This is a genomic window from Neoalteromonas flava, from assembly GCF_002807685.1.
In the GTDB taxonomy this organism is placed as follows: Bacteria; Pseudomonadota; Gammaproteobacteria; order Enterobacterales; family Alteromonadaceae; genus Alteromonas_E; species Alteromonas_E flava.
The window spans coordinates 235615-251426 of record NZ_PEAX01000005.1 but is presented as its reverse complement, the minus strand read 5'-3'; the positions used below and the strand labels follow the sequence as shown (position 1 = coordinate 251426).

At 45.4% G+C, this 15812-nt stretch carries 11 protein-coding genes; 3 read left to right on the top strand and 8 right to left on the bottom strand.

Annotated features, from left to right (window positions below):
* Positions 1–3: 3 nt before the first annotated feature.
* The 3 genes from CSH92_RS13115 to rho form a co-directional block, all read right to left on the bottom strand.
* The gene (locus CSH92_RS13115) at positions 4–2814 is read right to left on the bottom strand and encodes a response regulator (RefSeq protein ID WP_100658089.1); all 2811 of its coding nucleotides are present in this window, start codon (positions 2812–2814) and stop codon (positions 4–6) included.
* Between the two features lie 18 nt (positions 2815–2832).
* Positions 2833–4131, bottom strand: a complete 1299-nt coding sequence (locus CSH92_RS13110; RefSeq protein WP_100658088.1) for an amidohydrolase — start codon at positions 4129–4131, stop codon at positions 2833–2835.
* Between the two features lie 112 nt (positions 4132–4243).
* Entirely contained in the window at positions 4244–5509 is a 1266-nt protein-coding gene (rho, locus tag CSH92_RS13105; protein ID WP_100658087.1) for a transcription termination factor Rho, read from the bottom strand.
* A 337-nt stretch (positions 5510–5846) separates the two neighbouring features.
* On the opposite strand from rho, the gene CSH92_RS13100 reads away from it, so the two are divergent.
* On the top strand, positions 5847–6809 hold the full coding sequence (locus tag CSH92_RS13100; RefSeq protein ID WP_100658086.1) for a calcium/sodium antiporter: 963 nt from the start codon (positions 5847–5849) through the stop codon (positions 6807–6809).
* Here the strand turns inward: CSH92_RS13100 and CSH92_RS13095 are convergent.
* Complete coding sequence (locus CSH92_RS13095) at positions 6789–8330, bottom strand: response regulator (RefSeq protein ID WP_164084741.1); 1542 nt, start codon at positions 8328–8330, stop codon at positions 6789–6791. The genes CSH92_RS13100 and CSH92_RS13095 overlap by 21 nt on opposite strands.
* A gap of 556 nt (positions 8331–8886) precedes the next feature.
* On the bottom strand, positions 8887–9213 hold the full coding sequence (trxA, locus tag CSH92_RS13090) for a thioredoxin TrxA (protein ID WP_100642744.1): 327 nt from the start codon (positions 9211–9213) through the stop codon (positions 8887–8889).
* 100 nt (positions 9214–9313) lie between these two features.
* Here trxA and rhlB point away from each other — a divergent pair, with 100 nt between their 5' ends.
* Positions 9314–10591 carry an ATP-dependent RNA helicase RhlB gene (gene rhlB / locus CSH92_RS13085; RefSeq protein WP_100658084.1) on the top strand — a complete coding sequence of 426 codons (1278 nt, stop codon included), beginning with the start codon at positions 9314–9316 and terminating at the stop codon, positions 10589–10591.
* A gap of 2 nt (positions 10592–10593) precedes the next feature.
* A complete protein-coding gene (locus tag CSH92_RS13080; protein WP_100658083.1) occupies positions 10594–12102 on the top strand; it encodes a Ppx/GppA phosphatase family protein in 1509 nt (502 codons plus the stop codon).
* Here CSH92_RS13080 and hemB read toward each other — a convergent pair.
* Genes hemB through CSH92_RS13065 form a run of 3 tightly spaced genes read right to left on the bottom strand, consistent with a single transcriptional unit; the run spans position 12095 to position 15811 of the window.
* Positions 12095–13099 (bottom strand): porphobilinogen synthase, encoded by a 1005-nt coding sequence (gene hemB / locus CSH92_RS13075; protein ID WP_100658082.1) that lies wholly within the window; start codon positions 13097–13099, stop codon positions 12095–12097. The genes CSH92_RS13080 and hemB overlap by 8 nt on opposite strands.
* A 2-nt stretch (positions 13100–13101) precedes the next feature.
* The gene (locus CSH92_RS13070) at positions 13102–15036 is read right to left on the bottom strand and encodes a sensor domain-containing diguanylate cyclase (protein ID WP_100658081.1); all 1935 of its coding nucleotides are present in this window, start codon (positions 15034–15036) and stop codon (positions 13102–13104) included.
* Positions 15023–15811: a TatD family hydrolase gene (locus CSH92_RS13065; protein WP_100658080.1), complete on the bottom strand. Its 789-nt coding sequence runs from the start codon at positions 15809–15811 to the stop codon at positions 15023–15025. Before CSH92_RS13065 ends, CSH92_RS13070 begins: the two co-directional genes overlap by 14 nt.
* Between the last annotated feature and the right edge of the window lies 1 nt (position 15812).

The following is a 15812-nucleotide window of genomic DNA, read 5'->3' as shown; positions in this document are numbered from 1 at the left end:
CTTTCACAGCAGGTTGCGCGTCAATGTTCTAATAACTTCTGCACGTGTGATGGGTTTACTCATGTAATCATTCATGCCTGCTAGTAGACAGCGCTGCCTGTCTTCTTCAAAAGCATTAGCCGTAATGGCAATAACCAATGTATTAGCTTTGTCGTTGTCCAAACGCCTAATCGCTTCAGTTGCTTCATAGCCATTCATTTCTGGCATTTGACAATCCATCAATATGGCGTCGAAACGATATGCCTCTACAGCAGCTAGTGCCTCTTTGCCATTGCGAGCACTAACAACTTTTACTCCTTCTTTACTGAGCATATCGGTCAGTATCTCTGCATTCACCGCATTGTCTTCTGCAATTAATATACGCAAACCCGCGGGTAACTTGGGCAAACCCACTGCCGCAGGCTTATTATCCGAGTTGGCCTCTGCCATTGGTATGCTTATCGAAAAAACGGTGCCTTCACCTGGTGTACTATTAACCGCAATATTGCCTGACATCAGTTCAATCATTTGCTTGGTAATAGCCAAGCCTAGTCCCGTGCCACCGTACTGCCGAGCAGCAGTAAAATCTGTTTGCACAAACTCATCGAAAATAGACTGAAGATCTTCATTAGCTATCCCAACACCAGTGTCGCGAACCAGTAAGCGCAGAACGCCACGATTATATTTAAGGGTTAACGATACTTTGCCAATATGCGTGAACTTTATAGCGTTATTCAACAAGTTATTTAATATCTGGGCGTATTTGCCAGAGTCACCTTGCACCAGCGGCGGCACCTCTTCTGATATCTCGCAGCTGAGTCGAATACCTTTTTTTAATGCAGCTTCAGAGTGCAATTCACAAGCGTTGCGAGTTGTAGCTACGACATCAAACGGGTAAACCCGTATTTGCATTTCGCCCGATTCAATTTTTGACCAATCCAACACACTGTCTAAAATTAAGAGCAGGTTTTGCGCAGACTCTGCAATAACCTTTATTTTGCGCTCTAGAGGTTTACTTAAATCTTCCGTTAATAAATTTTCGCAGCTGCCAATAATACCGTTCATGGGCGTACGGATCTCATGTGACATATTGGCCAGAAATTTAGATTTTGCCTCACTAGCGACTTCCGCCATTTTCAGGGCCGTAGTCAGTGAGTGAGTTTTCTCTTCTACGCGTTTCTGCAATGTCGTATTCAAATGATTCAGCTCTTTGTTTAGCAACTCCTGCTTGCTGCGCGCGCGCTGCAACTCATTGAACGTGTCCACTAAACGTTTACGCAAACTCACAAATTCGCTATTTAACGCATCCACTTCGCGCAGATACAAACGGTTGCGTTCATCATGCTTAAATTCGGATTTGTTTGCGGGATCAAAAACAGCAAATTGATGCATTAGCGTACGCATCGGTCGAGACACTAAACTGGCAACGAAATACCCCATAATAATGCCCACAGCACCAAGCAGCAGGAGCACCACTAATGCCAACAACAAATATTTAGAAGTCGCTTCGATATACTCGTCTTGAGGATAAAATACGTGAGTGGACCATTGTTTCGGTCCATCGTGTTTTGATTGTACGAACCAATTTTTTCCAGCCAGAGATACGGTTGCCTGATTACACTTGCTGACTAGGCAGGGAAAAGAACCGATATCAAACAAGCGTTCAAATTCAAGGCTACTGTTGGCGTATACCACCTGATTAAGTGGATCGCTGACCATGGTAACAAATCCAGTGAGATTGCGGTCATCGTACAAATTGAACTCATTGAGCCCAAGCGAGCCTTCAACAATTCCGATAAACTCACCGTCCTCGTTGTACATTGGTGCCGATACAGCAACAATGTTGTCATTACCAAAACCGCGCCCCTGAAACGCTGCAGAGATATAGGGGCGTGCAGTCTCTTTGGCTCGATAAAAATAATCGCGACTAGCGACTGAGAGAAATCCGGTACGCTTCGCTAGCGTCAACACGGATTGTGGGTAAGCGTGAGTGATATTACCATCCTTATCAGTGACTAAGAAGGTAAGAAATTCTGGGTTTTGCGGCGCCAGTTCGGTTAATACACGATCACTTAGCTCGGGGGAACGTTCCAAGATACGCGAGGCTAGGGTAATCGCCGATTGATGGCGAGTGAAAAAGCTAGCGAGTTGATCACTTAGCACCTGCGAACGTTGTTGCATGTAGGATAGCAGTTGTTGTTTTTGCTGCGCTTGAAAATTGGCGATGTAAAAATAAATCACCGTCACCAAAGCAATAAAAAACACACCGGCAAAAAAGTATTGAAACAACACTCTCACTTCAATCATTGGCGTTTGACTGGAAGGCCAGATCATAAATCGCCCAATGAATAAAAAGTGCCCAATCACTAGACTAATAATGGCTGAAAAACAGGTCACTGCCATAGCAGTAAAAGCAAGTACAATACTGTACGGATTGGCACTATAAAACAGCATTATTAGCAGCGGAATAATAAACGCTAACCAATAACCAAGCCCGATCACTAAGGTTCGCTTGATTGGCCTCTTATAGCAATAATATGCCACCACGATGGGTTGACTCAGCATAACCGCAATAACTAGCGGATGATATAACTGCACACCCAATACTGGAGAACCATAAATAACCGGTGACCAGTACGGCAAACTAATAAAAATACTACTTAGACAAGCGGTTTTAAAGCCAAACAGTAGGCCTATAAATATGGCAAATGCAAAGCCGAAAGAGAACAAGCCTTGCGTTTCAAATGGCGGGGGGATCCAATGTAATAGCATTCCGAATAACGACAACAGCGTTGCCGTTATTCGTTTATTTTTGAGCAAAAACTCGATCACCATTGGGCCATTAGCTCGAGATTAATTATTAAACAAATAATCAACTGTCATATTGGTCAGCAAATCCACGCCGAGGCGCATACCACTGTCATCTACGTAAAACTCTGGCGTATGGTGTGCAGGCGCATCCTCAGCCTTAACATCCAACGGCTTACCGCCCACCCATAAATATACACCCGGAACTTGCTCCTGGAAGAATGAAAAATCCTCAGCACCGGTCACAGGCTTAGAATGCAATGCATTAGCCTCTCCAGCGGTACGCTGAATAGTGGGCAACATCGCAGCCATTAACTCGGGGTCATTGAAGGTAATTGGATAGTTATAGTCAAGCGGCAGAGTTACCTCCGCCGTAGCACGCATACTTTCCGCTATTGCATGCACTTTGCGCGGCAATGCTTCATAGATGTGATCACGTGCTTGTTGATTGAGTGTACGAATCGTTCCCACCATCTCAACTTGACTCGGAATAATATTCGAGCGATTACCACCATGAATAGAACCAATCGTGATCACGGCGGCATCGTCAATTAACTTCAACTCGCGACTAACAATGGTTTGTAAACCCATAATAACTTGTGCAGCCGTAGTTACCGGATCAACACTCAGCCAAGGGTACGCGCCATGTGCCTGTTTGCCGTTAATGACTACTTTAAACGGGTCAACTGCTGCCATAACGCCACCCGCGCGATAGCGTACCTTTCCCACATCGGTATCTGCACTTATATGTAGCCCAAATATCGCATCTACATCTGGGTTCTTGAGTACACCTTCCTGCACCATGACTTCGGCCCCGCCGGTTTCTCCTGCTGGCGAACCTTCCTCCGCTGGTTGGAAGATAAATTTAACCTGTCCGCGCAGTTCATCCTTTACATCAACTAAGATCTTCGCGGCCCCCATCAGCATAGCCATGTGAGTATCATGACCACAGGCATGCATGACCGGCACATCATTGCCATTGAATTCGCCACGTTGTACTGAACGATAAGGTAAATCATTCTGCTCCAAAACTGGCAGTCCATCCATATCGGCGCGCAGCGCCACCACAGGACCAGGCTTTCCGCTATCTAAAACCGCGACCACACCGGTTTTAGCTACACCGGTTTGCACTTCAAGCCCTAAATCACGTAGGTACTTTTCAATGTATGCTGCAGTTTTGAATTCACGATTGGACAACTCGGGGAACTCATGAAAATGATGCCGCCAATTGATAACTTGCGCTTCAATTTCTCCGCTCATTTCACTGAGTTGGGTGGGGCTAGGTTTAGCTACCACACTGAATGTGGTCAGACCAACAAAAAGAGATAACACCATTTTTTTCATAAGACGGCTCTGCCTGAAGTGATTAAATAGAGATTACCCTATCATTTGACCAACCCCAAATAAAAAAGCCATGTATTTAACATGGCTTCATCTTCTATTGGCGTGTGTAACGTTAGCTTTTTTGCCGCTTCATCGCGTCAAAAAATTCATTATTAGTTTTACTCATCGCTAAGCGGTTAATGAGAAACTCCATTGCATCAATTTCCGACATTTCATGGACAATTTTACGCAATATCCACATCTTCTGGAGCTCGTCCTGAGTGGTCAGTAATTCCTCGCGACGCGTACCAGAACGATTAAAATCAATTGCTGGGAATACCCGTTTTTCTGCGATCTTACGATTTAAGTGCAGTTCCATGTTACCGGTGCCTTTGAACTCTTCATAAATAACTTCGTCCATTTTCGAGCCGGTATCAATAAGTGCAGTAGCAATGATGGTTAAACTACCGCCCTCTTCAACATTCCGTGCAGCACCAAAGAAACGCTTCGGCTTGTGTAATGCGTTGGCGTCAACACCACCAGTTAATACTTTACCCGAAGAAGGTATTACCGTGTTGTAAGCCCGCGCTAGACGAGTAATCGAATCCAATAAGATAACCACGTCCTTTTTATGCTCGACCAAACGTTTGGCTTTCTCGATCACCATTTCTGCCACTTGTACGTGGCGACTGGCTGGTTCATCAAAGGTCGAAGCTACGACTTCACCCTGAACCAAGCGCTGCATTTCTGTAACCTCTTCAGGCCGTTCGTCGATCAACAACACCATTAATTGGCATTCAGGATGATTGGCGGCAATCGATTGAGCAATATTCTGCAAAAGTAGAGTCTTACCAGCCTTGGGTGGTGCAACAATCAAGCCCCGTTGGCCACGGCCAATCGGTGATGCCAAATCCAAAACCCGAGCGGTAATGTCTTCAGTACTTCCGTTACCTCGCTCCATGCGCAAACGCTCATTGGCATGTAACGGTGTTAAGTTTTCGAATAAAATTTTATTACGTGAATTTTCCGGCTTGTCGAAATTAACTTCGCGGATTTTTAATAGGGCAAAGTAACGCTCACTGTCTTTGGGTGGGCGGATTTTCCCAGCAATAGTATCGCCCGTACGTAAATTGAATCGTCTAATTTGGCTAGGCGATACATATATATCATCAGGCCCCGCCAAGTATGAAGAGTCTGCAGAACGCAAGAAGCCAAACCCGTCTTGCAAAATTTCTAACACACCATCGCCAAAAATGTCTTCACCACTTTTAGCATGGGTTTTTAAGATTGAGAAAATAATGTCTTGCTTGCGTGCACGAGCCATATTCTCGAGGCCCATTTCTTCGGCCAACGCAACTAACTCGCTGATAGGTTTGTTCTTAAGTTCTGTTAAATTCATATTGGTGGGTCTTTGTACGTAAACGCTATTGTGCGTAATCTTTTTTTCGAAAAGAGTTTTATAAAGCTCAGATTTGAAAGAAAATTGGAAAGCTCCGGTTTGAGCTGTAAGAAACTTAGCACCATATTCCCAGTTCGTCTAGTCTGATGACTGAATATGATGAAAATTATTGTATTTATTACAGCACAACCTTGTTTTCTGATGAGAGCATGACTATTAAGCAGTAGAGATAGTGAGCATAAATCTTAAGGGTAGCAACCACTCCCAATCTTCAGTGATATGATCCAAAACTGGTTTTGACTCACAATAAACTAAAAAGGTTTTTTAAAAGGTACTTATGACACTTCCAATTCTAGCCATCATCTGCGGACTTCTTGTGTTGTTATGGAGCGCGGGTAAATTTGTTGATGGCGCGGCAGCCACTGCCCGTTATCTGGGAATGTCACCATTATTAATAGGCATGTTGATCATTGGCTTTGGCACGTCAGCGCCGGAAATGATTGTGTCTGCATTTGCCGCAAGCCAAGGGAACCCAGGATTAGCGCTGGGTAATGCGTATGGCTCAAATATCGCGAACATCGCTTTAATTCTGGGGTTAACCGCGTTAATCAGTCCTATAGCGGTCAAATCACAGGTGTTGCGCAAAGAGCTTCCTTTGCTTCTTGGGGTTACCCTGTTTTCAGTCTATCAGTTGCTAGACCGTGAAGTTTCTCATGATGACGCTTTCGCGTTGCTAGGTATTTTCGCGGGATTAATGGCGTGGAGTATCTATTCTGGGATGAAAGGCGGTGAGGATGCGTTAGCCGATGATGTAGCGGCGGAAATCCCAGAACATCAACCACTAAAGAAAAGCCTAATTTCGCTGGGTATCGGCTTGGTACTTCTGGTCGCAAGTTCTCGTTTACTGGTCTGGGGTGCCGTTGATATTGCCACTGCCTTCGGTGTTAGTGACGTGATAATAGGCTTGACCATTATCGCTATCGGTACGTCGTTGCCCGAACTGGCTGCCGCTTTAGTGGCCGTCAAAAAAGGTGAACATGAACTCGCATTGGGTAACGTGATCGGTTCTAACTTATTTAACACGCTTGGCGTGGTTGGCCTCGCTGGGGTCATCGCCCCCATGCAAGTCGATGCTTCATTCCTTTACCGCGACGCCTTGTTGATGATTGGCTTAACGGTTGCTTTGTTCATTTCTTGTGTTGGCATCAAAGGTCCAGGCAAAGTTAATCGCATCGAAGGCGGTATTTTTACTGCAGTGTACATCGGTTATATGTATTATTTAGTCATTTCTTCGTTCTGACGAATTGCCTTGTATCAATACTAATTCTATCGCGCGTTTCAACTCTGTCGCGTAAACCGGCTTACAAATGTGGTACTGCATTCCTGCTTTCAGGCTCTGTTGCCGGTCTTTTTCTAACGTGTTGGCAGTTAGTGCGAGCATTCGAGGCTGTTTATCATATGGAAGATGCTGTTTGATAAATGATGCTAAAGAGTAGCCAGTTTCATCGGGCAAATTCAAGTCTATTAGCGCAACATCAAACCGGTGAGTTTGTAAAATTTTTCTGGCTTCGCTGCCACTTTGCGCAGCAATAGAACGAAACCCAAAACCAGTTAAAATTTGCACCACAAATTCCGAACTAATAGGGTCGTCTTCAACAATCAATATATTGATTTTCTGGGGCTCTGGAAGGTGATTGCGATACTTCGCTGAGGCCAGGGTATCCAAGAAGCGGCGACTATCAATGGGTTTGGAAAACACCTGTTGAACGATATCGTAATCTGCAGTGATGTTTCCCAAAGCCGCAGGGTCTGCAGAAATCATAATTACGGAAAAACGATTCTTCATCGCGGTTAACATATCGAGCGTCTCCAGGCCCGAAACCTGGGGCATGTGGACATCAAGCACAATCGCATCAAAATTATCGCCTTGGTTTAAGCTTTGTAAAAGTCCTGTGCTTGATTCAAACAATCGAACCTTGCCACCGGCACTTTCGATTAGATATTTTAAGTAGTCTCGGCTCGTCTCTAAATCATCCACGACAGCGAATTCACCGTTGATTTTAACGGAGCATTCTTGGAAGAGGTCTTCCTCAATAGTGTAACCAACGGGTATAGTCAGGGAGACTACACACTTGCCAGCATTTCGTTCAACTAGCAAAGTTGCCGGCATAAGCTGCATGTAATACTTTACAATCGCGGCTTTGTCATAATCCCAGCCTCTTTGGCTGTCGTTCAACATTGCATCGTTCAGCCAAAACCTCTTGAATTCAACGGTTTCTTCCTTACTGCTTGTGCACTGAAAGGTTAATTCCAACCGCGTTTGTTGTAAATCAACTGTCCATTGAATGGCATGGTCGTAAAATGCCTCAAAGATAGAGTTAAGTAAGCCGAGACAAATTGAGGAGACTTTACTCGAGTCTGTAGATACGCTTATGTTGCTTTGAGGTAAGCATTTCGTGCGTAACTGACAATTCTGCCCTTGGTGAGACATCAAAAATTCGGCAGCTATATGATCTACTAAATACATTAAATTTATTTGTTGATTATTCACCCGAATGTTAGGACTGCCAATGTCAGCAACTTCTGTTATCGTTTCAATTTCTCGTAAAAGCTGAAAACTGGCCGCTCTACCTTTTGTAATAAAGGCAGTCTGCATAGTTTTACTTGGTCTGTTAGATAATACCTCCAAACAACCCACTATGGTTGAAATGGGAGTTCTTAACTCATGCTGCATAGATGAAAGCAACTTTTTCTTGTATTGAATAGCATTACGAAAGTCGCGGCGGCTGGTTCGGACACGATTGGTTAAACGCTGAAACATGCTATGGTGTTCATTGCCCAAGCGTTTAAAGGTTCTAAACAAAGATGTGGCAAATACACATATTCCGACGATTAGGAGTAGCATTAATACCATACGTCGCTCAGCATGCCATTTGTAAAGGTCGATCTTAGTCTGTTGAAGAGCATGAGTTAACATTTCTATGCTAGATAGTTGAGCACTTTCCAAGGCACTATTGGCTTTTTCAGTGCGCAGTATGTTTTTTGCTGTTTCCGCCAATTGCGTTTGCTGCATCAATGAAGACTGACTGTGAATATCCCTTGCGAGGGATGCTAACTCTTCGCCTTTATCAATGCCGTTGGGCGAATTTATATAAGTAAGTTTACTGAGATGATTATCAAGCGTTTTTTGTGTTGTGTAGGTTTGCCATTCCAAAACAACCGTTACTAAAAACAATAAAAGAAGACTACTTCCTTGGATCAAGTGTCTCCGACTCAGGCCCTTTAACCATCCTTGATGAGTAAGCATATTACCTCGTGATAACGCAATCAAAAAAGCCCTCAATTGCGAGGGCTTTTTTTGGAACTCTTACATATGATTAGATATGTTCGTTCAAAAACTCCTCTAATTGGGTCTTAGACAAAGCACCAACTTTAGTAGCTGCAACATTGCCATCCTTAAATAAGAGTAGAGTAGGAATGCCACGAATGCCATATTTTGGCGGAGTTTCGTTATTTTCATCGACATTCAGTTTACCAACTGTTAACTTGCCTTCGTATTCACCAGCAATGTCTTCCAAGATTGGTGCAATCATTTTACAGGGGCCACACCACTCAGCCCAGAAGTCAACCAGCACAGGACCCGCAGCATTGATAACATCTGCTTCGAACTTATCATCAGTTAACTGGATAATTTTGTCGCTCATTCTTTTCTCCGTTAATGGTCTGTTGCTGATACTTTTTCAGCACTCCCATAAGTGTTATATAGAATCTGTTTTTAATGCAAGCACTGATAAGCTATAAGCTATGCAAACAACTCATTTAACGACCACACATTTTTCTGAATTGCCGATCCATAAAGACGTGATCGCTGCACTTGATGCCGCTAATTTCAAACATTGTACCCCAATTCAGGCGCTGAGCCTGCCACCTAGTCTTGAAGGGCTAGATGTGGCTGGCCAGGCACAAACCGGCACAGGTAAAACCATCGCGTTTTTAGTCGCTACTTTTCATCATCTATTATCAAACCCAGTGGATAAATCCTCTACGCCTCGAGCCATTATTATGGCACCAACACGCGAACTAGCCGTACAGATTTATAACGATGCGGAGCTACTAAGCAAGCACACTGGCTTATCGCTTGGTTTGATATATGGGGGCGAAGGATATCAAAGTCAACGTGAAAAACTAGAAAAGGGTGTCGATATCATCATTGGTACCACGGGCCGGATTCTGGATTATTATAAACAAGGGGTATTTTCCTTGGCCAACATCCAAGTCGCGGTATTGGATGAAGCTGACCGCATGTTTGACCTTGGCTTTATCAAAGATATTCGCTACTTATTCCGGCGTATGCCCAAACCCAGCGAACGCTTGAGTATGTTGTTTTCGGCTACTCTGAGTTTTAAAGTGCAGGAATTAGCCTATGAACACATGAATAGCCCTACTCACGTGCAAGTTGAACCTGAGCAAATGACGGCGACGCGGGTGCAAGAGGAGCTCTTCTACCCTTCGGATGAAGATAAAATCAAACTGCTCCTCACCTTGCTTGAAGAGGAATGGCCAGACAAAGCCATTGTCTTTGCCAATACCAAACACAGCTGTGAGCAAGTTGAAGCTTGGTTAAAAGCAGATGGCCATCGAGTGGGTATGCTTTCTGGCGATGTTCCGCAGAAAAAGCGCCTTGGTATATTGGATAAGTTCACCCGCGGAGAACTCGATATTTTAGTGGCGACCGACGTCGCCGCTCGCGGATTACATATCGACAAAGTAACACACGTATTCAACTACGACTTGCCAGACGACGCAGAAGACTATGTGCACCGTATCGGGCGCACGGGGCGTGCAGGTCAAAGTGGTCACGCAATCAGTTTTGCCTGCGAAAAGTATGCGCTTAACTTACCAGCTATCGAAGAATACATCAGACATTCCATACCCGTGACAGATTATGATGCAGCAGCACTTTTGGATGACATCGAAAAACCTAAATTCCAGCACAAACGACGCCCCAATGACCGCGGTAAGGGACGCTCACCACAAGGCGGACGGAATAAACGCCACAGCGGGAGCCGAGGAGCTCGTTAGCAATGGATAACACGTTTGGATTGCCGACGTTACGCGGTGAGTATTATGCTGCCGTGGACTTGGGTTCGAATAGCTTTCACATGGTCGTCGTGCACGTCATCAATGGCAACGTGCAAATCGTTGGGAAAATTAAACAAAAAGTGCGTTTGGCTGCAGGTTTAGATGAAAATATGAATCTGGACAATGCCAGCATGGATCGTGGGTGGAATTGTTTACGTTCCTTTGCGGAGCGTTTGCAAGATATCCCGCGCTCAAATATTCGTATCGTTGCGACAGCGACTTTGAGACTGGCGCAAAATGCACATGCTTTTTTGCACCAAGCAGAAGAAATTTTAGATCACCCGATTAGCGTTATTAGTGGTGAGGAAGAAGCACGTCAGATATACCTCGGAGTTGCCTACACGTCAGCCAATCAGGGTAGCAGTCTAGTAATTGATATTGGTGGCGCAAGTACCGAAATTATTTTTGGTAATGACATGACGCCTATTGTTGAAAATAGCCTGGACATGGGATGTGTAACCTTTATGGATCGCTATTTCGGCGATGGTCAATTGGCGGAAAGTAATTTTAACGCGGCACAAACCGCAGCAACGCAATTGCTCGCAAGCGTAAAGGAAGAATATTTGTGTTTTGACTGGCGCAATTGCCTCGGCGCCTCAGGTACTCCTCAGGCCATCGTAGAAATTTTAGTGAATCAACGTATCAGTGATTCAATCCGCCTTGATTACCTTTATCAACTGCGCCAGCAATGCATCGACTGTGGCAGCATGGACTCTTTGAATATTGAGGGTTTAAGCGATGCTCGCCGAGCTATATTTCCCAGCGGACTGGCCATACTAATTAGTTTGTTTGAACAGCTAAATATTGCGGAAATGAATATTTCCGGCGGAGCTTTGCGGGAAGGCTTGATTTACGGCATGTTAGATTCCATGCAAGACAACGACCGGCGTACCCAAACGTTGAATCAAACCATGCAGCGTTTTCGTATTGATGTAGAGCACGCACGCACCGTGCACAAGGTGGCCGCGGGATTGTCCAGCCAAGTTTGTGAACAAACGGGTATCTGTAATTTTGATACTGATGCGGTGTTAAAGGCTGCCTGTATGCTGCACGAATTAGGCTTGCATATTGATTATAAACTGTATCATCAACATGGCGCTTACGTGTTGTCGCATATCGATTTACCTGGCTATACGCTGTTGCAAAAAACCACCATTCGACACTTGGTCAGCAATCACAGACAAGCCGTTAATCTCGACGATTTTGACGGCTATCACGAAGAAGTTAAGCCCATGGTCCTAAACTTATTGCGTGTATTGCGCATCGCAGTGGTGCTTTCTATCAGACGGGCCAACTTGGATATGCCAGCAATCAAACTAGATTTAGAGGGTGACCATTGGCGCATGGAATTCCCACCCGACTGGCTCAAAGCACACCCGCTTCTCAAAGCCGAACTCAATAATGAAGCTTGGTTGAGCCACAAAGCCGGATGGCAATTAAGTTTTATTTAGCCTGCAGATAGGTTGCAGCTTGTTTAGCGAAATAGGTCAATATCCCATCTGCACCGGCGCGCTTAAAAGCCAACAAGGATTCCAAAACGACAGGCTCTTCGGCTAACCAACCATTAGCGAATGCAGCTTTGTGCATGGCGTACTCGCCGCTAACTTGATACGCAAAGGTTGGCACTGCGAACTGATCTTTACAACGGCGCACAACGTCTAAATAAGGCATGCCCGGCTTTACCATGACCATATCTGCCCCTTCAGCAATATCTAGGGCTATTTCGCGCATCGCCTCGTCCGTATTAGCAGGATCCATTTGGTACGTCTTCTTGTCTGCCCCTTTAAGATTTGCCGCTGAACCGACAGCATCACGAAACGGACCATAATAGTGTGAAGCATACTTGGCTGAATACGCCATGATGCAGGTGTGGATATGCCCTTGTTGCTCCAACGCCGAGCGAATGGCACCAATACGCCCATCCATCATATCTGACGGGGCAACAATATCTGCACCAGCCTCAGCATGGCTAAGTGCTTGTTTGATCAAAACGGCTGTGGTTTCATCGTTCAGCACATAACCGTCATCATCCAATAGTCCATCTTGCCCATGGATAGTAAAAGGATCTAAAGCTACATCAGTGATCACTGATATCTCAGGAAAACGTTGCTTAATATTTCGCACGGCGGACTGAGCAAGACCATTTGCGGCATAGGCATGCTCCGCCATTAGCGATTTGTCTTCTGCTGGCGTAACCGGAAATAGCGCAATTGTTTTCACTCCTAAAGAGAGTAACTGTTCACACTCGCGCAATAACAAGTCTACAGACAGACGCTCTATACCGGGCATCGAATCAATCGTCTCCCGTGCGTTTGTGCCGGGCAATACAAACATAGGATAGATCAAATCGTTGGTGCTTAACTGATGCTCACTAACGAGATCTCTAAGGGAAGTTGTTCGACGCAGCCGACGCATACGTGCGGCTGGAAAATGGGAGTCTGAATGCATAACTAGGATTCCTGAGATTTTTTACTGAAGGCTCGATTGATAACGCAATTCCGGCCGTTGCGCTTAGCGTCGTAAAGTAAACCGTCGGCAAATTCGACGAGTGTATTTTCCTGCCCTTCATTGGCAATCGTGGCGGCGGTTACGCCTGCACTTAGCGTCACTGAAATAGAATGATCATCAGTTTCAATAGGCGTCTTCTCCACCGCTTTACGGATCTCTTCTAACAGCTGTGTTGCGCCCAACAAGTCTGTATTAGGTAAAATAAACGCAAACTCTTCGCCACCGTAGCGACAAACTTCATCGCTGGGGCGCTTCAGTTGAGTTTTAATGATCTGAGCTATCTGCTTCAAACACTCGTCGCCGGCAATATGGCCATAGTCATCATTTACCTGCTTGAAATGATCGACATCTAACATCGCAATAGCGAGAGGGGTTTGCTCTCGGCGACTGCGACGACTTTCCGCCAGTAAACGCTTATCAAAGTGTCGTCGATTGGGCAATGAAGTTAACTGATCCATCGCACTAAGTTGTTCTAATTCGCGATTGGCCTCAGACAACTCGCGTAACGCAATTTCTAACTCAAGTGTTCGCTCCTGCACGTTGTACTCGAGTTCATCTTGACTTTGTTGCTGTACGCGAATGAGTTCGTCTTTGGCTTTGGTGGCCGCTTGCTCCTGCTCTAGCGCTAGCGCTTGGGCCGCTGATAAACTATCACGCTGCTGCGAATAACGCATGGCTAGGATCAAGCCCAGCAAGACGGTTTCAATTGATGCCCCAAAAATCAGGATGTAATGCGATGATATTGGTAACTCAACCAAGTCCAGATTATCTAGCGTCGCGGAAAATCCACTAAGCAGCAAAAAAGACCAAGCCAGTGTGTAATAGCGCGCGACTTCGCTGCCGCGCACTGACAACCATATCCCACAAGCCAAAATAGCAATGACTGCCGATAGTAACATCAACATAAAGATCTTAATCACAATGGCATACGGAGCGATACAGCTGATAACTGCATACATGGCGAAAATCACCGCGAGGACTTGCAAAGTTTTATTCACGCGCTTGCTATAACTTGCAACGTCGAGCGTTTGATAGGAAAACACCACAGCAAAACACAATGTCAGTGAAGCAAATATGGCAATGGCTCGCGCTTGAATAAAGGTATTGCCAGGCCACAAATACTGGAAGGCAAAACCATGCAAAGTTGCAATCGTCACACCTAGGCCCAGCACGTAACCTGTGTAAACCAGAAAAGTAATGCTGCGAGTGGTGATAAAAAAGAATAAATTGCTGATCGCCATAGCGACCATAAAACCAAAAAACAACGCCATGATGCTGGCATGTTTGGTTGAATCCGCAATGTAGTCGGTGCTTTGCCATACACTGACGGGGAAGCGCACCGTTCCGGTGGTCTTTACCCGTGCATATACCCAAGACACATCAGCAGCATTACGCAGCGGCACCAAAAACAACGGATGAGGAATCGGGCGCTCGGAAAAGACTAACGTATCGCCCATCTGGTAACGCTTGATCACATTCGCGCCACCGGGCATAGTCGGTTCAGAGAGTAAATACAGCGTAAGCTCATCCAGCATCGGATAGTCAACTTCTATGATGAAGTCACCGTCTGCTTGTATTTTCACCCTTTCAGGCAACTGAAAACGAAACCAGAATGCGGCCGTATTCATACCTAATGAACTGTCTTTACCGATACTCAGCCACTGCTCACTTGGTAGTTGAATGATATCTGGCAATTGCAAGTCTGCTGAGCCATCGAGCACATATTCGACGCCAGCAACACTGTTTTGTTGCTTTTGCACCAAGCTGAAAAATACCAACCCCCATACCACTACAAATGCAACGGCGCTGACAATACCGAATCGCCAGCGCTGCCGGGTCGCATCGACTGAAATAGACTTTGCATTAGTTGATGTCATTGTTACGCCATAAAAGCTGGTTAGTATTGATAATACTCGCTTGGTTTACTTCTTCAACAGTGACTTTTTTTATTTCAGCAATAATTTCAGCAATATAGGGTAAATTAGCCGGCGTATTATTACGTGCCCTCGGTTTCAGGCCCTTGGGGAACAAATACGGTGCATCGGTCTCAATCACCAAGCGATCGAGTGGCAGGTAAGCCATCGCCTCGCGCAATTCATGCCCACGTTTTTGGTCACAAAGCCATCCCGTAATGCCAATATAAAAGCCCAGATCTAAATAAGCCTTTAGGTGCTCTTGATGTGAGGTAAAGCAGTGCACAAGGCCACCATCCAAACGCTGGCAATAGGTTTTTAACAGTGCATACTGATGCGCAAAGGCATCGCGTTCGTGAAGGTACACTGGCAACTGTAATTCGCACGCTAGCTCAAGTTGTTGTTCAAATACCCGCAGTTGACCGGCCTGACTGGAAAACATCCGATTAAAATCAAGACCACACTCACCGACCGCAGCAACATGGGATGCCGCAAGATTTCGATGTAAATCTTCTAACCAGCTAGGGCTAACGTTATCGGCGTTATGCGGATGTACGCCAAGAGTACAACATAGCGTGTCAGGGTACTGTTCGACCCAATTTAGGCACTGTTGCCATTCACTTTCTTGTGTCGTAATAACACACAAACGGTCAACCCCGTTCGCCTTTGCCTGCGCCAGAGTTTCTGCCAGCGGCATACGCGTATCAAAACAGTTAACTCCTGCGTCGAACCAACGCATG